Annotated in this window: 14 protein-coding genes; 4 read left to right on the plus strand and 10 right to left on the minus strand. The window is 53.0% G+C overall.

Annotated features, from left to right (window positions below; all coding sequences use genetic code 11):
- Positions 1-3 precede the first annotated feature (3 nt).
- Both P1X16_RS17975 and P1X16_RS17980 read right to left on the minus strand, forming a co-directional pair.
- On the minus strand, positions 4-309 hold the full coding sequence (locus P1X16_RS17975; RefSeq protein ID WP_277231725.1) for a hypothetical protein: 306 nt from the start codon (positions 307-309) through the stop codon (positions 4-6).
- A gap of 129 nt (positions 310-438) precedes the next feature.
- Positions 439-621, minus strand: coding sequence for a hypothetical protein (locus P1X16_RS17980; protein WP_277231729.1), 183 nt, complete (start codon positions 619-621; stop codon positions 439-441).
- Between the two features lie 634 nt (positions 622-1,255).
- Here P1X16_RS17980 and P1X16_RS17985 point away from each other — a divergent pair.
- Complete coding sequence (locus P1X16_RS17985) at positions 1,256-2,788, plus strand: hypothetical protein (RefSeq protein ID WP_277231730.1); 1,533 nt, start codon at positions 1,256-1,258, stop codon at positions 2,786-2,788.
- A gap of 131 nt (positions 2,789-2,919) precedes the next feature.
- Here P1X16_RS17985 and P1X16_RS17990 read toward each other — a convergent pair whose 3' ends face one another.
- The 6 genes from P1X16_RS17990 to P1X16_RS18015 all read right to left on the minus strand — a co-directional run bounded on the left by P1X16_RS17990 (position 2,920) and on the right by P1X16_RS18015 (position 11,755).
- Positions 2,920-3,411 carry a PKD domain-containing protein gene (locus tag P1X16_RS17990; protein WP_346771255.1) on the minus strand — a complete coding sequence of 164 codons (492 nt, stop codon included), beginning with the start codon at positions 3,409-3,411 and terminating at the stop codon, positions 2,920-2,922.
- A gap of 181 nt (positions 3,412-3,592) precedes the next feature.
- Positions 3,593-4,309 carry a LytTR family DNA-binding domain-containing protein gene (locus tag P1X16_RS17995; RefSeq protein ID WP_277231731.1) on the minus strand — a complete coding sequence of 239 codons (717 nt, stop codon included), beginning with the start codon at positions 4,307-4,309 and terminating at the stop codon, positions 3,593-3,595.
- Between the two features lie 60 nt (positions 4,310-4,369).
- Entirely contained in the window at positions 4,370-7,960 is a 3,591-nt protein-coding gene (locus P1X16_RS18000) for a hybrid sensor histidine kinase/response regulator (RefSeq protein WP_277231734.1), read from the minus strand.
- Between the two features lie 165 nt (positions 7,961-8,125).
- Entirely contained in the window at positions 8,126-10,159 is a 2,034-nt protein-coding gene (locus P1X16_RS18005) for an OmpA family protein (protein WP_277231736.1), read from the minus strand.
- A 108-nt stretch (positions 10,160-10,267) separates the two neighbouring features.
- Entirely contained in the window at positions 10,268-11,335 is a 1,068-nt protein-coding gene (locus tag P1X16_RS18010) for a tetratricopeptide repeat protein (protein WP_277231737.1), read from the minus strand.
- Between the two features lie 126 nt (positions 11,336-11,461).
- The gene (locus P1X16_RS18015; protein WP_277231738.1) at positions 11,462-11,755 is read right to left on the minus strand and encodes a hypothetical protein; all 294 of its coding nucleotides are present in this window, start codon (positions 11,753-11,755) and stop codon (positions 11,462-11,464) included.
- A 298-nt stretch (positions 11,756-12,053) separates the two neighbouring features.
- Here P1X16_RS18015 and P1X16_RS18020 point away from each other — a divergent pair, with 298 nt between their 5' ends.
- On the plus strand, positions 12,054-12,476 hold the full coding sequence (locus tag P1X16_RS18020) for a BrxA/BrxB family bacilliredoxin (RefSeq protein ID WP_277231739.1): 423 nt from the start codon (positions 12,054-12,056) through the stop codon (positions 12,474-12,476).
- Between the two features lie 104 nt (positions 12,477-12,580).
- On the opposite strand, the gene P1X16_RS18025 is transcribed toward P1X16_RS18020, so the two are convergent.
- Together P1X16_RS18025 and recQ are read right to left on the minus strand one after the other, a co-directional pair.
- A complete protein-coding gene (locus tag P1X16_RS18025) occupies positions 12,581-14,653 on the minus strand; it encodes a M3 family metallopeptidase (RefSeq protein ID WP_277231741.1) in 2,073 nt (690 codons plus the stop codon).
- A 204-nt stretch (positions 14,654-14,857) separates the two neighbouring features.
- A complete protein-coding gene (gene recQ, locus P1X16_RS18030; RefSeq protein ID WP_277231743.1) occupies positions 14,858-17,044 on the minus strand; it encodes a DNA helicase RecQ in 2,187 nt (728 codons plus the stop codon).
- A 242-nt stretch (positions 17,045-17,286) separates the two neighbouring features.
- Between recQ and P1X16_RS18035 the strand changes: the two genes are divergently transcribed.
- Both P1X16_RS18035 and P1X16_RS18040 read left to right on the plus strand, forming a co-directional pair.
- Positions 17,287-18,198, plus strand: coding sequence for a KpsF/GutQ family sugar-phosphate isomerase (locus P1X16_RS18035; RefSeq protein WP_277232979.1), 912 nt, complete (start codon positions 17,287-17,289; stop codon positions 18,196-18,198).
- Positions 18,199-18,323: 125 nt separating this feature from the next.
- Positions 18,324-19,412 carry a mannose-1-phosphate guanylyltransferase gene (locus P1X16_RS18040; RefSeq protein ID WP_277231745.1) on the plus strand — a complete coding sequence of 363 codons (1,089 nt, stop codon included), beginning with the start codon at positions 18,324-18,326 and terminating at the stop codon, positions 19,410-19,412.
- The last annotated feature ends 89 nt before the right edge of the window (positions 19,413-19,501 follow it).

Genomic DNA, 19,501 nt, shown 5'->3' on the forward strand with positions numbered 1-19,501 from the left:
CAGTTACCAGCGCCTAGCGAGATCAGCCAGCAAGATAGCCAAGATTCCTGGCGCGAACTTCTCTACTTGGTTGCTACGCGCAAACTGGTTTACCTGACCAGCCGCCGCTACCGTGATCAGCTGCAGCGAATCCTGACCAGCCACCACTGCCATGAGCAGCTGAAGCAAAGCCCGACCAGCCACCGCTACCGTGAGCTGCCGAGGCAAAGCCCGACCAGCCGCCGCTGCCGTGCGCGGCCAGTGCACGGCCAGACCAGCCACCGCTGCCATGGTCGGCTGCAGCAAACCCTGACCAACCGCCGCTGCCATGGTAAACAGCAGCGAATCCTGACCAACCCCCACTGCCGTGGTCCGCTAGGGTGAGGCCCGACCAGCCACCGCTACCGTGAGCTGCCGAGGCAAAGCCCGACCAGCCACCGCTACCGTGCTCGGCTGCAGCTAGACCCGACCAGCCACCACTGCCATGAGCAGCTGAAGCAAAGCCCGACCAGCCACCGCTACCGTGAGCTGCCGAGGCAAAGCCCGACCAGCCGCCGCTGCCGTGCGCGGCCAGTGCACGGCCAGACCAGCCACCGCTGCCATGGTCGGCTGCAGCAAACCCTGACCAACCGCCGCTGCCATGGTAAACAGCAGCGAATCCTGACCAACCCCCACTGCCGTGGTCCGCTAGGGTGAGGCCCGACCAGCCACCGCTACCGTGAGCTGCCGAGGCAAAGCCCGACCAGCCGCCGCTACCGTGCTCGGCTGCAGCTAGACCCGACCAACCGCCACTTCCATGCTCGGCATTAGCAGTGAAGCTAGCTGTTTGAACACCTGTTGAGCTAACTGAAGTAGCAGTCGTAGCAGGAGAAGCAATCTGCAACAGAGCGAGAGCGATGAAAGAAAGCATAGTAGTAGGAGATTAGTTGTGTCAAGTGGTTGAATGACACAAAGGTGTATCACGCCTAGTCTCCCGTAAAGGAAAGGTAGAGTATAAAAGTGATTTGTATGTTATCTATATAAACTTTAATTATTCTAACCGCCTCTCTTGCTCTCTAGCTAATCTATGCTTCTCACCTCATGAAATTTATGAATTAGGTGAATATAATACTTCAGAATGTGACATCACATCTACCAAAAACACACACTTTATCTGGTGCAAAGGTTAGAGCAGGATATGATATTTGTAAAGGAAAAAATGCTGTTAATTGTGACTACGGTTTACTTGTAGTTTTGCTACTCCGCTTAGGCATTTTCAATACTGAGGGCACATTTTATGATGGATGGGTTGAATAATTTGGCTCGAATTGTGACAGATCGCCGCCAAAAAGTGTTGCCACTGCTAGACTTTACAGCTAAGCCTACTTCTAACAAAGAAATGGCTCTGCTTAATTTTCTAGTTGATGAACAAGGCAAGTCTCAGCAGCAGATTGTCAAGGCGCTGTATGGCAAAACAGATGCTACTAGTAAAACTGCTTTTCGTAAGCTGAAGTCACGGGTGCAGCAGAAGATGCTAAACCACTTGTTTTTCCTTGATGAAACCGACCCTCGTCACGAGCTGTCACGCAGGTATGAGCAGCAATGCCTGAACTTATATTATCAAGTTAGTACGCTCTACAGGGAAGGAGAATACTACAATGCGGAGCGCCTTGGCCGTAAAGCATTGCGCTTAGCTGAAAGCATGGAATTTACACATTATGCTGTAATGTGTGGGCAATTATTGCGGAGCATCTATGCTGATATGCAGCAGCCAGCCAAGTTTAGGAGCAACAACAAAAAATTAGCTGCTAACCAGCAGAAGCTGGTATTGGAAGAAGAAGCTGCCACAATCTTTTGGGAGGTCAAGGCAATGATGGCATACACTGTACGAGCACGGCGCAGTATGCTAGGAAAGATTGAAGTGCATTTAAAGCAACTCGAAGAACTACATAAAAAAGCAGGCACGTTTATTACTTTCTTCTACTTCTATCGCACGCAAATAGCACGTGAGGAGCTGATCGGTAATTACCAGAAACTTATCTGGTTGACTGCCGAATCTGTCAAAAATTGGGGAGAAGGTAAAATCAATCGTATTCGATTCGACAAGCGCTTCAATAATTACATGAGTGTGTACGCACACTTACGCAGCAGGCAAGCTGCAAAGGGATTGAAACTAGCAGAGGAATACGCGAGGGATTTTCATTACTCTTCCAATAACTGGCTGTATTTCCTCGAGATATATATGTTGTTGGCTTTGCACGCAGGCCAGTATGGGCAGGCGCATGAATTGCTGCAAACAGCCAGAAAAAGCTTGTATTTTACTAAGCAGCGGCATGCTGCTCAGGAGCGCTGGAACCTGTACGAAGTGTACCTGCAGTTTATTCGGCCGGAGGCTTCTCCCTTACGTATTCGCAGCTTCAATACGTTTATTCAGACGGTGCCAACACACAGCCGTGATAAACAAGGCTACAACGTAGCGGTATTGATTCTGCAGTTTCTGTACTATTTGCGGCAGCGCGACTTAGATGGGGTACTGTTGCGCTTAGAAAGCCTGCGTAAGTATCAGCAGCGGCATTTGCGGGAGGCCGGAGCCTTACGTAGTCAGCTATTTTTCCGATTGCTAGCTATTACGGTAAAGTCCGATTTCGACCCTCTTGAAACCCAACGGTTAGCCGAGCCCCTCTTGAAAAGGATGCAAGCAGCTCCACCACCTGGTGAGGCATTTTCGGAAATCGAAATTGTGCCTTACGAGAATCTGTGGGCGCTAACATTAGATATTTTAAAAGCTACAGCAGCTCTAGTGCAAGAGGAGAGCCGACACTTGGTCTAAGCTAAATTAACTGGCATGACCACAGTGGCTTTTGGAGTTTCTTAAAGGCTAATTCGGTGTCTCTGGTTTGAGATGACTGTTAGCAACAGTTTTTGCAAACGGATAACTATCCTTGAATTGCAATTGTGTGGCTACGGAATCTTAGCGGGGAGTACCGTAACAATACGGCCCACACAATGGCTGTTTGGGCAGTCGTTGGGGCCATTGCCACGCAACGCCATCCTGACGGCGTATTGGCCAGGACGCCGGAACGCGTGCTGAACGCGTCGGCCGTTGCTAACTATTCCATCCCGAAAATCCCAAAGCACCACGACATTCTCGCATAGAGGTAGCTGCGAATCCACCGCATCGAAGGTAACAGGCTGTCCAACGCGGACTGTATCGGCACCGGTAGTAAAGTTGAGGACAATTTCTTGAGTGAAATCGACAGGTATGACTTTTTCAGCTTCTCGAACCTCACCTGTCTTATCATCTACCACATCTAGTTGGACGGTATAACGACGGCGGTCAGTGTAGCAGTGCGACACAATGGGGCCAGTGAGGGTGGTCCCATCGCCCATCTGCCAGCGGAAGGTAAGCGGCCCAGCTGCTGCATCTACCGACGCGCTTGCGTCTAAGTCCACACAAAGTTCAACTACACGCGGTGGCGGACACATTGCGCTGACGGTATCACCGGCTACTTGTGCCCGCGCTTCCTGTCGGATGCTTAGCAGCAGAACCACTATGCCAAAAATCAGCGGCAGAAATCTAACGTAACCTTTCACTCCATACACGTCTGTAACTGTAAGAAGAACAAGACACTATCTAAAACTTGTTGAGACGCTGAAACACTTCCCGCATATACGTTTGACCGATGGGAATGTGCTTGCTGTCAATAATGATATTGTTGTCCTCTATGGCTTGCACCCGTTTGAGATTGACAATGAAAGAGCGATGCACTCGCACGAACAGTGTATCAGGAAACTTCTCCTCTACGGCTTTCATGGTGCTGTATACGATAAGCTTGCTTTGGCCCGTGACAATGTGCACGTAGTCGCCGAGGGCCTCCACATAGCGGACTTCATCGAAGAGCACCTTCACCAACTTAGTATCGACTTTCATGAAAGTAAAGTCGGCGTCGGCGGGAACCGCTGCTTCGGCCGGACGTGCTTGGGTTGCTTCCAGGGCGCGTTGAGCAGCTTTCAGGAAGCGCGCGTAGCTGACCGGCTTCACTAGATAATCAACGACATGGTGCTCAAAAGCTTCAACAGCGTATTGCTTGCTGCTGGTAATTAGTACAACGAGTGGCGGATTTTGAAGCGTATTGAGCAGATCGATACCCGACATGAGGGGCATTTCCACATCCAGAAACAGAAGGTCGACCTCTTGCGTGCGCAGAACTTCGGCTGCGGCTACTGCACTTTCACAACTGCCAATAGATGTTAGGAAAGGAGTGCTGGCAATGCAGTTTTCAACTACTTGCACAGAAAGCGGGTCATCGTCAACAACCAAACAACGCAGAGGGGAGGGAGTAGAGGGCATACTTTCAAAGGTATACTATCCATTGAAAAAAAGCAGGCTTACTATCCTTTGTAAAGAGGTTTAAGCAGTTAGCCGTTCTTGAAGTTGCGGGTAAAGTTGTTGTAAGTTCTCCTCAACTTCCTGAATAATAGGAGCAATAGTGTCTTTATCTGTTTCCTGACGCGCCTGCTGCTCCAGCCTCTCTAAAGCAGAATAGAGATTCTCAACGCCAAAATAAGCGGCTTGTCCTTTTAGCTTGTGTGCGGTGCGGGCCAAGGCCTCTAGATTAGCGGCAGCAAACTCAACTTCCAAATGTTGCTGTAGTTGCGGAGCCTGCTTAAGGAAAGTGTTGACTATCTGATGAATAAAGGCTTCGTTGCCGCCAGCCAATTCTTCTAGTAGTGTCCAATCGGGCGCAAGCTCATTTTTTTCAGTAGAAGCTGCAACAGTAGTTTCAATTACTGTTACTGAGTTTTGCGGAGGAAGAGTAGTGCGACCGGTAAAGTGGGCGAGACGAGCATACAGGAGGGCCGGATCGAAGGGTTTGGCCAGCGTGTCGTTCATGCCGGCTTCCAGTGCTAAAGCACGGTCTTCGGGCAAGGCGGAAGCGGTAAGGCCGATAATGGGCAGCTGAGCGGCATCCGGAAAACGCGCCCGCAACTGACGAGCCGCCTCGTAGCCATCCATTTCGGGCATTTGCACGTCCATCAACACGGCATCGAAAGTAGCCTGCTCGGCGGCTTCCACGGCTAAGCGGCCATTGGCAGCAATAGTGACTTGCACGTTCCAGGCTTCCAAGGTTTTGCGGGCGACTAGCTGGTTGAGGTCGTTGTCCTCGGCTACCAGCACCCGCAGCGCTGGCTCAAAACGACCAACTGCCAAGGTTGCTTCCGATGGCACTTCGGCAGGATCGGCCGTGAGATAGGGAATCTCAAACGAAAACGCGGAGCCTTGCCCTTCCTCACTTTCTACCCAAAGTTTGCCGCCGTGCAGTTCCACCAAATTACGGGCAATGCTTAGCCCAAGACCGGTACCACCAAATTGCCGCGTGGTACTGGTGTTGGCCTGCGAGAAATCTTCGAAAATAGCGTCTAGCTTGCTGGCTGGAATTCCAATGCCGGTGTCCTGCACCACAAAGCGCACTACCTGCTGGTTTGCTGCATCAGTAGCTGGATATACGCGTACCGTTACGCCCCCCACCGTGGTGAACTTCACAGCGTTGCCGACCAGGTTGACGAGCACTTGGTTTAGACGAACCGAATCGCCGAACACAGCGGCAGGTACAGCAGGATCTATTTCTAACTTGAAGTATAAGTGCTTGGCTTCTGTGGCAAACTGAAACATGCTGGCAACGCGCCGCAACAGTTCGGGCAGGCGGAAGGGCGAGTGCTCTAAACTCAGCTTGCCCGCTTCGATTTTAGAACTATCGAGAATGTCGTTGATAATAACCAGCAGGTTCTGCGACGATGACTGTACGGCTTCTAGGTATTCGTTCTGCTCGGGATTGACGGGCGTTTGGCGCAGCAGGTGAGTGAGACCAATGACGGCATTCATCGGCGTCCTGATTTCGTGGCTCATGTTAGCCAGAAACTGCGCTTTTGCCCGGCGCGATGCTTCGGCTACGTCGCGGGCTACTACTAATTCGGCGTTCATGTCCTCGATATGCGCCTTCTGCTGGCGTAGTTCCTGCGTGCGTTCGCGCACTGTCGTTTCCAACTGAAACTTCTGCCGACGTAGCGTAGCTTCCCGAGTTCGGATGAAGGCGAAAATTCCGGCGCCTGCCAGCACTAGGCTAATTGTTGCAAACCACCAAGTCTGCCAGAATGGGGTAGCAACGCTAAACGAAGTAGCCACGGGTTTCGACCACTTGCCTTGCTCGCCCAACCGGGCACGTACTTCAAAGATGTAGCTGCCCGCCCCGAGCAGCGGAAATTGTGCTTCGCCCACCACTGTAGGGTGGCTCCATTGATCCTGATAGCCAAGTAAGCGGTATTGGTATTGCAGACCGGCCTGACCAGGCAATAGACTTACCCCTCGGAATGTAAAATTTACTTGATGCTGAGTGGCCGATAATTCCTTTAGTTGATAGGGTGGTGCAGCAGCACCGTCTACTTCGCTGGTGAGAAGAGTGGGGGTGGGCTTACTGGCACCGGGCAACAAGCTTGGCGCATTGGTGCGCAGACAGATCAGCCCCGTGCGCGTACGAAGCCATACGCAGTAGTCGTTCCAAGCCACGGCCGCCTCGGGCAGTAAGTCCTGCACCAACGGATTGCCCGGCAATGCCGCCAGTGAAAAGCGCTGGTTGCCGTCGTTTAAGGTAAGGCCATTGCGGTGTACTACCAACACTTGCTCACGCTGAGAAACGGTACGGCTGTCGTTGCCCCATCGTACCGAAAGCAAACTATAGCAGTAAGGCGAAAGGAGCCCGTCAGGGGTGCTGTAGGGGCGCAGCTTGTTGTTTTCGTAACAGAAAACACCGCTGCCTTCGGTACCAATCCAGACCCGGCCTTTGGCATCAGTGAGTAATGACGATACATCCAGAGCACCCGAGCGGAACCGGTAGTAGCGGAAGCTTTTGCCTTGCCACACGGCCAAACCAGTATCATGCGTGCCTATCCAAACGTGACCTAGCGAATCTGTGGTAAGCGCGTAGATCGTGTTGTGCAGCAGCCCGTTCGCAGTGGTGAAATGTTCGACTGACTGAGTGGAGTCAGCGGGCAAACGATAAACGCCATCCAGTGCAGTACCGACCCATAAGTCACCATTGGGGTGCTGACTTAGAGCCGTAATGGAAAGCGTAGCTGGCAAACGCCTTACTCGGTGCTTAGTTGGTGAATGAGACGTAGATGCTGGCTTCTGGATTTGCCAGAGCCCATGACCGGATGTACCGACCCAAAAAAACGTTTCGGTTGATGCGGCGCGTAAGCTTTTTGCCTGTAGCAAAACGCTAGGAGAGAACGGCAGCTTTTCGGGATAAACAACGAAGGGAGAAAGCCGCTCAGGAGCAGGATCGAGGGTAAAGAATTGCCCTGTCGTTAGCATACCGGTTGCGCTGGCTCCGCTATGCAAAGCGCCCACTTCCGACTTCTGGCCTTCTGAAGAAGGGTAAAACGTCACGTGACGATCCGACCATCGCCACAACCCCTGACCGGCCGTGCCTATCCACACGTTGTGTTCCCGGTCGGCCAATACGCATTGCGGAACGGTACCCGGCGGCAGCACCTGATGTAGCGTAGCAAAGCGCTGCGCTGCTGGCACCGAGGCAGCAGCCAAATCGGCGTTGGCGTAAGTGGTATCGGTGGGCGGAATGCCTGATACTGCCCGGAAACCAGGCGGACGAGAAGCTGCCTCCGTTCCACGTTGGAAGTGTTGACCGTCCCAGCGCGATACGCCACCTTGGTAGTGCCCCACCCACAACTGACCGGTGCGTGGATGCACGAAGAGCGTCGTCACGAAGTCTTCGGCTAGTCCGTCTTTGGTAGTGAAAGCGACAAACTCCGTCCCATCATACCGAACCAAACCCTCTGCCGTGCCAATCCAAAGATAGCCGGCGTGGTCCTGCGCTAGGGCGTAAATGAAGGGTTGGGGCAGCCCGTCAGCAGCACCAAATTGCCGGACAAAATAGCGTGGCGCCGAATTGGGTTGCGCTGCTACCTGAACCCCTAGGATCAAGAGGAACAGCAAAAGCAAACGGCGGAACAACAAGACAATCATGTAGCACAGAGGGCACTACCGTCCCCATCAATCATAGCAAGTTAAGAGGCTGTTCAACAGAATAGTCGTGCTACTCCTGCAACGTAGCTAAAACCTCGTTGAACTGCCCCTACTGCCTGACGACTACTTACCCGTCACTTTGAACTCAGTGCGACGGTTCTGCTGACGATTCGCTTTGGTGGTGTTAGGCGCTACAGGTTGGGTGTCGCCGTAACCGGCAAACGTAAGTCGGTCTTTGCTAATCCCTTTCCCAACCAAGTAGTCAACCACTGATTTGGCGCGGCGCTGGCTCAGATCCTTGTTATAGTTCGCATTGCCCACGTTGTCGGTGTGGCCGGATATTTCCAGGCGCAGGGCGGGTGTTTCTGAAAGCAAAGTTTGTAGCCGCACCAGTTCCCCCGTACTTTCTTTGCGCAGCGTCGCTTTGTCGAAATCGAAGAAGATATTGTTGAGCACAACTTTCACCCCCACATCTAGCTTCTTGAGCGGAATATCCTTGACAACTTCTGAATAAGCGGCCCCGGCTGGCAAGTCAAAGTTTTCCGAATGGAAGAGGTAGCCCTCCTGCTTCACTACAATGCCATAGTTAACGCCCGACGGTAATGACACCAAGTAGCGTCCCGATTGCGCATTCGACCGGAACGAGGCAATGGTTTGGTTCAGAGAGTTGTCTATTACGTCGATAGTGGCTTCCAAGGGCTGCTTGGTAGCGTCGTCGGTTACAGTGCCTTTCAGAATAGTAACTTGCGCCGTGGCGACTGGCACCGGCGGAGCTAGCAGCGTCTCCTTCACTGGCAAAGCCCGAGAGGCTAGCATCTGGTCTTCCTGACTGAGCATTGGCGGCTTCTCAGGCCCGAGGAATGTAATCTGGTAGATATCCTTTGAGCCCAAGCCGTCGTCGCGGAACGACGAGTAATAGCCATGTCGGCCCGAAGCAGAAATAACAAAAAATACGTCGTCGTCGGGAGTGTTGATCGGCCACCCCAAGTTCTCAGGCGTGCTCCACTTCCCGTTCTGGAAGGTAGACTTGAAGATGTCGTAGCCACCCATAGAGCTATGGCCTTCCGAAGAAAAATACATCGTCTTACCATCGGGGTGAAGGAACACCCCTTCCTCACCATACGGCGTATTGATGGTGGGCCCTAGGTTCACGGCTGCGCCACGGCCATCTATTTCAACTTTGTATATGTCGCGCCCGCCTATGCCGCCGGGTTTGTCCGATACGAGCAGCAAACTCTTGCCGTCGGGCGTGTAAGCAGCCGACGATTCATGGGCTTTGCTGTTGATGCGGTTGCCGAGGCGCTGCGGCTTAGCCCAGGTAGCACCGCGCAAGTTGGCCTCGTTCAGGTCGCCGCCGTTGTCTTCCACGTACACCAGCATCCGTTGCGCATCGGGGGAAAGACCTACGGTAGCATCATGACCGGCAGAGTTTACCGTTTCGCCAAGGTTGCGAGCGGTGCCCCAGGTGTCGCCTTCGCGGCTACTTTGGTAGACGTCCTCGAAAAAGCCTCCCGACTCCGGGTCTTTTTCTCCTCCCGTCGAGCCCTGCCGCCGCGAGGTAAACAATATCACCGATTCATCGGCGGAAATAACCGGGCCGTAATCGGGATAGGGGGAGTTGACGCCGGGGCCTGCGTTGTCGATAAACACACGCACGGGCTTTTCCACCATCTTCCGGCCGTTTTCACACTCCAGAATTTTCTTCTGAATGTCTTGCGTGAAGGCCGCCGTGTTTTTGGTGCCAGTAGCAGGCGTGGCCTGCTTGTATTCGGCTATGGCCTCTTTCCACTTGCCATTCAGGTGCAAGCCTCGGCCCAGCAAGTAATGAATGCGAGGGTCAACCCCCGAATTGAGCTGATACGCTTTCTGCAGAAAATTTAGGGCGCGCGGCTTAAAGCCGGAATGCAGATAACAATCCCCGATTTTGAGGTTGAGCTCCGCGTTTTCGGAATTAAGCTTTTGCGCTTCGAGGTAATGCGGGAGGGCCTGCTCATAACGCGGCGGGTCCGAGAGGTACCACTCATCCCCCGACTTAATTTCCTTGAGCGCAGCCTTCAGGCCGTCTTTATTATTGCCGAATCTCTCTTTGCTGAATTCTACACTTTGAGCGTGCGCGGCAGTGGAAAACAGCAAGAAGGCTAGTAAATACTTGTGCATTTTTTCGCAGGTAAAGCGCAGAATTAGGCGAGGCTGGTCGAGCTAGTGCAGTCCCCGCAGGAGCCGCAGAGTTGTTCTTGCTCAGTTGCTCCGCTACTCAGTTACTCTTTATTTACTTTCGCCGCAGCCGGAGTTGGCGGCATAATTGGTGCCTATTTCCAAGCCTAATTCGGCTGCTTTGCGCCAATCCTGGCAGGCGCCATCGGTGTTGCGAAGCATTTCACGGGCATGACCACGGTTCAGATACGCTTCGGCATACTGCGGATTCAGGGCAATGGCTTTGCTGGCGTCGGCTTCCGCTTTCTTGTAGTCTTCGAGTTTGAGGTAGGAAGCGGCGCGGTTGTTCCAGGCAAAAGCGTAAGTGCCATCAAGAGCCACGGCGCGGCCAAAGTCCTCGACGGCTCCTTTGTAGTCGCCCGACTCGTAGCGCGTAGCGCCGCGGTTGGTGTAGGCGGTAGGGTTGTCCTGCTTTTTCTGAAGATAATCGGCGTAGTCCTGCAAGGCACCTTTCAGGTCGCCAGCTTTGCGCTTGGTGCCGGCGCGGTTCAGTAGGGCTGGCAGCAGTTCGGGTTGCAGGGCCAGCGCTTTCGTGTAGTCCTGAATGGCGGCGGGGTAGTTGTTGAGCTGGCGCTGCGCGCTGCCCCGGTCGTGCCAAGCGTAGGCGTAATTCGGGTCGGCCTTGATGGCTTGATCGAAATCGGCTTTGGCAGCGGCGTATTCAGCTTTTTCGAAGCGTAGAGCGCCCCGGTAATACCAAGCAGGAGCGTAAGCCGCATTGACTTCCACTGCTTTAGTATAGTCCTGCTCTGCCTCTGCAGCTTGCTTTAGCGCCTCGCGGGCCTGCGCCCGCCCGAAGTAGGCAGTGCCGCTCGTGGGCTCAAGCTTCAGCGCCTCGTCGTAGTCCTGCACGGCTGGCTGGTAATCTTTTAACTCGTAGCGCGTAGTAGCGCGGTTGTAGAAAGCCTTGGCGAAATCAGGGCGCAGGGCCAATGCCCGGTCGAAATCCTGTAGTGCCGCACGGTAGCTTTTCTGGTTGAATTTCAACACGCCGCTGTTATAGAGCTTCTCCGCTTGTTGGGCGGGCGGCAGGGTAGAGGCCCGTACCGAATCTACCTGTGCCTGCGTTGCGAGACTAGTAAGACCGAGGGTAGCCGTTAAGAATAAATATTTCCACATCACATCCAGGCAATTTGCTTTGACTGGATAAATATAATTTTTATTGCGCAAACACGATTAAATGCATCGATAATTTATTGATTGTTATAACTTTACTTAGATGAAGTAGCAGCCTTTGGGAATTAGTTAAGCTGGTAACTGCGTACGAGTCAACGTTTCCCACTCGTGCCGGATCGTGCCGTGGAAAACTGGCTGGCCGGCACGACGATACCAATAGGCCGCGTTGCTGGCGTCGCCCTCCTGCCGGTGCAGCAAGGCATGCAGCCAATCATAAAGTGGTTCGCCTTCGTGCTCCTGCGCTATGTCATGAGCATTTGACCACTCGTCGCGGCCGGCATACCACAGCGCCTGTAGTAGTGGCGATAAGCCAGTTGGCGGTGTTTGTTGGGTGAGGGAAGCGTTGAATTCAGTGTAGGTCATAGGTGTGAACAGAACATGTACTCTATAGTAGCGGCTATGTTGCTGAGGTTACGAAGAACTATACCCTCTAGGTTGTGAACGCACAAGCTAATACAACTCACTAGGGGCAATATTGAGCTCATGGTTTCAACAGCATTTTTAAAGCATTGAAACGCGCCAGTACTAGGCTTTCCAGCAGAAGATCAGCTATAAATCAAACTTCCTATAAGCCGCTGATGTTTGCGTATTTTTGCAACACCAACGACCCACTATGGCTCGTTGTTTTTTCACCTCTCACCCCAACGCCTAGCTTTTACCTATGGCTACGTACCCCGAATACATGGTAGCACCGATTCGTCAGGACCTCGTGGAGGCCGGTTTCGAGCAACTCATGACCCCCGAAGAAGTGGACGCCGTCCTCAACGAGCAAAGCGGTACCGTATTGGTAGCCGTTAACTCGGTGTGTGGCTGTGCTGCTGGCAAAGCCCGCCCCGCCCTGAAACTGGCCGTTGCCAGCTCCGAAAAGAAGCCCACTAAGCTTGTGACGGTATTTGCCGGCATGGAGACCGAAGCCGTGGCGAAGGTCCGCGAGCATTTATTGCCTTATCCTCCTAGCAGCCCTGCTATTGCCCTCTTCAAAGACGGCGAGCTGGTGCACATGATTGAGCGTTACCACATCGAAGGCAACGACATGATGCGCATCGTCAACAACTTGCAAGGCGCTTTCGAAGAGTATTGCTAGTTTTTGGCGCTAGCCCAAAAACAAAACGGCTTGTAGCAGATGCTACAAGCCGTTTTGTTTTTAGTTGGTTGGCACTCATCCAAAAGGCCGACGATCAGTAATACCTACAATCCCAACGATTTGAAGAATGCTTCTTGGTTCGGCTCGCGGCCGAGGAAGTTCTTCACGAGGGTGTATTCGTCGTCGGTGCCGCCTTTGGCCAAAATCATGTCGCGGTAGCGGAGGCCGGTCTTCTGGTCCATCACGCCGTTCTTCTCGAACACTGAGAACATGTCCTCGGCATACACTTTCGACCACAAGTAGCCGTAGTAGCCCGCGGCGTAGCCCGTTAAGTGGCCAAACGCAGCCTGCATATTGGTGCCATCGAGGTAGGCGAAGGGAGTAAGCTGGTTTTGCAGCTTCTTTAGCACTTCGGTGGTTGTTTCGGTGCCATTCGGGTCGAACTTGTCGTGCAAGGTCATGTCAAGGGTGCCGTACAGAATCTGCTGTGAGGCGCCAATGCCCGAGCCGACGTTGCGAGCGGCCCACATCTTGTCATACAGCGGTTTGGGTAATACCTCTCCAGTCTGGTAATGCTTAGCGAAGGTCTTGAGAGCATCGTAGTTCCAGGCCCAGTTCTCCAGAATCTGCGAAGGAGCTTCCACAAAGTCGCGCTTCACGCTGGTACCCGATTGGCTTGACAGCTCGGCCGTGGTTACCATGTTGTGCATCACGTGGCCGAACTCGTGGAAGAAGGTAACCACTTGGCTGTGGCTCATCAGGGCCGGCTTACCGGGCGTGGGCGCGTTGAAATTGCAAAGCAGCGCCGCTGTGGGCAGTTGATAGCCCTTGGCCGTTGCCTTACCCGATTCTATGCCAAAGCACGCGGCGTGGGTGTATTTGTTTTCACGCGGAAACAGGTCGATGTAGAAACGGCCGATGAGCTTGCCGTCGCGCTGCACCTCAAACATACGCGCATCCTTGTGCCACACCGAAGGCTCCTTCACCTCGTTGAATTTCAAGCCGAATAACTGCTGCGTGGTCTGGAACAAGCCATCTACCACGTGGTTCACTTCGAAGTACTCCTTTACTTTCTCGGCATCAAGCTGGTATTTGTCTTTCATCAGCAGATTGCTGTAAAAGCTGCTTTCCCAGGGCGCAATGGTCTTCACACTTGGGTCTTTCAGGTAGGCGCGCTTCACTACTAGCAGTTCTTCTAAGTCCTGCTGGCTTTTCTGCTTCACCCGGTCTACCAACTTGGTTTCAAAAGCCCACACCGTTTCGGGCGTTTTGGCCATGCGGCTGCTGGTTTGATAGGCGGCGTAGGTTTTGTAACCTAGCAATTGTGCCTTCTTCTGACGTTCAATTAGTATCTGTTTCAGCACCTCCAGGTTGGTGTCGGCAGCCCGATTGTTATACAGCGTGTAGAGCTGTTTGCGCATGGCCTCCGACTCGGCGTACTTCATAAACGTGCTGTATGTCGGGCCGTCCACCCCAATGCGGTAGGCGTCGCCGACCTTAGGGCGGCTTTTCTTGAAGTCGTCGGGCAGGCCCTTCATGTCGGCTTCGCTCACCATCAGGAAGCTTTGGTCCTTGGCAATATTGGCTCCGAATGCAATGCTTAAGTCGCCAATCTTGTCGTTGAGCTGTTGCAGTTCCTTGCGTTTCTCGGGCGTGAGAGCAAAGCCGTTGCGCTCGTACTCCTCGATGGTTTCGGTCAGAAACTTCTTGTGCGCACCGGTTAGGGTCTGGGCTTCCTTGGTTTTCGAGTAGTCTTTTACCGCCCGGTATAGCTTCTCGTCTAACGCCAACTCGTTGCCATATTTGCTGATTTGGGCCAGACTTTTCTGGGCCTGGTTGCGGATGGTGGAGTCGGGGCTAGCATTAAACAGAATGCTGATGGGACCCGCTACCCGGTCGATATCGTCGCTGAGATTATCGAAGGCCACCATCGTGTTGGCAAACGTGCGCTTGCCGGCCGGTACATTGTAGATCGTATTTAGCGAAGCTTTGGTACCTGCAATAACTGTAGCTGTCGCCTGCTGCACATCCGCCTTCGTGACTTTGGCAAAGGCAATAGGCTGGTTGAACGCCGGCGTTAGCGGATTGGAAGCTGCCGCCACGCTGAGCACGGCTAGGGAGCTAACCACCAGTGTCAGGCCTGCCCGCACGGATGTAAAAGAAGTATGAATGGACATTGAAGGATGAGGTTGAAAAGAGAGGCTTTGAAGGTAGCTGGTTTGCAGTACTTATCACCTAGAAAGTGTAACATAATCATCCTCAGCTGACGCAGGATAGCATAAGACCCAACAAAAAAGCCGCTCCCGTAAGGAAGCGGCTTTTTTGTTAAGAATCGGTTTCAAAACCAACACGCACATAGCGTCACCTACAAATTAGAGGCACTAGTTGGCTACCTCGCTCAAGAACTTAATGCGCATTAAGCGCAAGTCCTCTTCGGTGTAGTCGTCGGTGCCTAGCTCTTTGAGGGCCACGGCAATGTTGTCGGTGTTGGCCGACATGAAGTAGTCGTAGATTTCCTCTTGGCGCTCTTCGTCCAGGATGCCGTTAATATAGTAGTCGAGGTTGAGCTTGGTGCCGGAGTAGCAGATGTGCTCGATTTCCTCCATCAACTCGCGCATGTCGATGCCCTTTGAGGAAGCAATTTCCTCCAGGTCCATCTTCTTGTCGATCTGCTGAATGATGTAAATCTTGATTTTCGACTTGTTGACAGCCGATTTCACCACCACGTCGGAAGCCGTCATGATGTCGTTTTCCTCGACGTACTTCTTGATGAGCGCCAGGAAAGGAGGACCAAACTTCTGCGCCTTGCCTTGGCCTACGCCTCCCACGTGCGCCAATTCCTCGAGCTTGGTCGGGAACGTGGTGGCCATTTCCTTCAGCGACGGGTCTTGGAAAAGAACGTAAGGAGGCAACTCCTTTTCCTTGGCCATCTTCTTGCGTAGTGCCTTCAGCATCTCGAACAGGTTTTCGTCGTGGCCAGCGGCTTGCTGTACCTCTTCCTGCTCCTGCTCTTCTTTTACTTCTTCGTCGTAGTCGTGGTCTTTCGTGAGCTTTATTGAATGAGGATTTTCAATGAAGTCCATACCCTTGTCGGAGATTTTTACAACACCAAAATTTTCAATGTCCTTCTCTAACAAACCAAAAATCAAGCACTGACGCAACAGCGAGTGCCAATATTGGGCATCATGGTCTTTGCCTTGGCCATAGATAGGCAAGCCGTTGTGGCCGTAACTTTCCACGTGCGCGTTGTTCATGCCCATCAGCACGGTGCCAATGTGGTCGAGGCCGAACCGCTGTTCGGTTTGGACTACCGCTTTCAGGGCCAGCTCCACCTCGTGTTGCGCTTCAAACCGCTCCTTTGGGTGTTTGCAGTTGTCGCAGAAGCCGCAGTCTTTCTCGAAATGCTCGCCGAAGTAGTGCAGCAGCTGCTTGCGCCGGCACACCGCCGAATCGGCGTAGTTGGCCATTTCTTGGAGCAGCAGTTTGCTGTTGTCGCGCTCCGTTACGGGTTTGTCTTTGTTGAATTTCTCCAGCTTCACGATGTCATCGTAGCTGTAGAACATCAGGCAGTCACCGTCGAGGCCGTCGCGGCCGCCGCGGCCCGTTTCTTGGTAGTAGCCCTCAATGCTCTTCGGGGTATCGTAGTGAATTACGAAGCGCACGTCGGGTTTGTCGATGCCCATACCAAAGGCAATCGTGGCCACAATCACGTCGCAGTCCTCGTTGAGGAAGGCATCCTGGTTGGCCATGCGCACGTGCGGGTCGAGGCCGGCGTGGTAGGGCAGAGCCCGTACATCGTTGACTTTCAGTAGCTCAGCAATTTCTTCTACCTTCTTGCGGCTGAGGCAGTAGATAATGCCTGCCAAGCCTTTGCGCTGCTTCACATACTGAATCAGCTGCTTCTTGGTATTGTGCTTAGGCCGAACTTCGTAGTAAAGGTTGGTGCGGTTGAACGACGTCTTGAAAACGCTGGCGTCGTCCATCTGCAGGTTTTTCTGGATGTCGAGCTGTACTTTGGGCGTGGCCGTGGCCGTGAGGGCAATAATTGGCACCTGCCCAATGTTGTCGATGATGCCGCGAATCCGGCGATACTCGGGGCGGAAATCGTGGCCCCACTCCGAGATACAGTGTGCCTCGTCGATGGCTACAAACGAAACGGTAGCCTTCTGCAGAAAATCAATGGTTTCATCTTTGGTCAGCGACTCGGGCGCTACGTAGAGCAGCTTCACGTCGCCGCTAATAACATCTTTCTTTACCCGGTTCATTTCGGCCTTGGTTAAGGTCGAGTTCAGAAACTGGGCATTCACGCCGAAAGCGTTGAGCTGGTCTACCTGATTTTTCATCAGGGCGATGAGTGGGGAAATGACAATGGCCGTGCCGGGCAGTACGAGTGCCGGTAGCTGGTAGCAAAGGCTTTTACCGGCTCCGGTAGGCATAATAACGAAGGTATTATGCCCCTCAATAACGTTCTGGATGATGGCCTCCTGCGTACCGCGGAACTGCCCGTACCCAAAAACTTCCTTTAACTTGCCCTTCAAATCAGCTCCTTGGCTGATTACATTGTTCACGGCTGGCATTGACATTCTCACTTGCTCGGTTGGAAGATTCAGATAAGCAGTAACCACATAGCAGGTTGCTTATCTCAATCTAAGGAATTTTGAAGTATTCGGTAAGAGATACTGAAGAGTAAGATAAAACCGCGCTCGGTCTCGCCTTCAATACTCAATACCTAATCAAATTTAGATTGAAACCGCAAAACGAACTTCATTCCATTGCAAAAAAAGTGCTGCTCAGTGAAGCGGAAGCAATCATGGGCGTAGCTGAGGCTATTGAACAGACGCCTGATTTTGCATTATGTGTGGGAGCAATACTTGCTTTGCAAGGCAGAGTAGTGGTTACGGGCATCGGCAAGAGCGCGCACATAGCCAGTAAGATTGTGGCCACCCTCAACTCCACAGGTACTCCCGCTTTATTTATGCACGCCGCCGACGCCATCCACGGAGACTTGGGCATGATACAGCCCGAGGATTTTGTGGTGGCCATCAGCAAAAGCGGCGACACACCCGAAATAAAAGTGCTGGTGCCGCTGCTTAAGCGCAAAGGCGTGCCCATGGCGGCTCTCGTTAGCAATGCCGATTCCTATCTGGCCTTGCACGCCGACTACATCCTGCATGCCCCCGTCACGCGCGAAGCCTGCCCGCACAACCTAGCGCCTACTACGAGCACCACCGCAGCCTTGGCCCTCGGCGACGCCCTTGCCGTGTGCTTACTGGAAAGCCGGGACTTTACGCGGCAGGATTTTGCTCGCTTGCACCCCGGTGGCACCCTCGGCAAGCAGCTTTATTTAAAGGTGGGCGATTTGAGCCGCCAGAACCAGCAGCCTCAAGTGCTGGAAAGCGCGCCGCTCAAAGAAATTATCCTTGAAATATCGGGCAAGCGGCTTGGTGCCACTGCCGTGCTCGACGCGGCCGGGCAGCTTCGGGGCATTATCACGGATGGTGACTTGCGCCGGATGCTCAGCGCGTTTGCTGGCCGCCTAGAGGATGTGCGGGCCAGTGATATTCTTACCCCCAACCCAGTATCCGTTGATGTAGATGATTTCGCTGTAGAGGCCCTGGCCCGAATGCAGGAGCGCAACATCACGCAGCTTATTGTAACGGAGCAGGGGCAGTTTTGCGGGTTCATTCACCTGCACGATTTGCTACGTGAAGGGCTAGTTTAAACGAAGATGAGGTACTATTGAGTGCCTTCACTACCTGGTCTTATAGGATACCTCTTCACGGTTCCTTTTAAAGTTAGATATTTGCATACTTCCAACACCTTAGCTGCAACAGCAGTTTCTGATTTATGACGCAACACACCTATCTCGTCGTGATGGCGGGCGGCATTGGTAGCCGCTTTTGGCCCTTTAGCCGTACCAACCATCCCAAACAATTCCATGATGTACTAGGCGTGGGCCGCTCAATGCTCCAACTGACCGTAGACCGGTTTGCGGGTATCTGTCCACCCGAGAATGTATTCGTCGTTACCAATAGAGACTATAAGGAGCTAGTACAGCAGCATCTGCCCGATCTGCCTGCCGACCAAATCCTGGGAGAACCTATCGGGCGCAACACGGCCCCTTGCATTGCCTACGCCAGCTACTGCATTGCCAAGCGCGATCCGCAAGCCGTTATTGTCGTGTCGCCCGCTGATCATGCCGTATTGCGCGAAGAAGAGTTCCGGCACATTATCAGTCAGGCCGTTGATGTGGCACGCACGCACGAGGTGCTTATCACGCTTGGCATTCAGCCTTCCCGCCCCGACACGGGCTATGGCTACATCCAATACATCGACGAGGAAGCCAGCAGCCTGCCCAACGGGTTGAAGAAGGTTAAAACATTCACAGAGAAGCCGAATTTGGAACTGGCGCAAATGTTCCTGCAAAGCGGCGACTTCCTCTGGAATTCGGGCCTGTTTGTGTGGCGTGCTGACGTTATCGTGCAGGCGTTCCACCAGTATCTGAGCGACATTGCCGAGGTATTCGACGATGGCCAAGAGCAGCTAGGTACTGCGCAAGAAGAAGATTTTATCACTGAAGCTTATTCCCGCTGCCGCAACATCAGCATCGACTACGGCATCATGGAGAAGGCTGACAACGTGTTCGTGCTGCCCGCTGATTTCGGTTGGAGTGACCTTGGTACTTGGGATTCGCTGCACCGCATGGGCCGCCGCGACGAAAACAACAACGTTATCGATGGCGACGCCATTCTGTACGATACCACGGAGTGCGTTATCAAAACCCCATCAGAGCGCCTAGTGGTTGTGCAAGGCCTTGATGGGTATATCATTGCCGAGTACGATAACGTACTCCTTATCTGCAAGCGCACCGAGGAGCAACGCGTGAAGGAGTTCGTAGCTGACGTGAAAGCTAAGAAGGGAGTAGGGTACAACTAGTTAATCCAACTATTTAGAATGAAATAAGCCCTTGCTGTGCAAACAGCAAGGGCTTATTTCATTTAGTAAAATCTCTATTGATGCTTAGA

It is taken from the genome of Hymenobacter sp. YC55 (assembly GCF_029433095.1).
Classification (GTDB): Bacteria; Bacteroidota; Bacteroidia; order Cytophagales; family Hymenobacteraceae; genus Hymenobacter.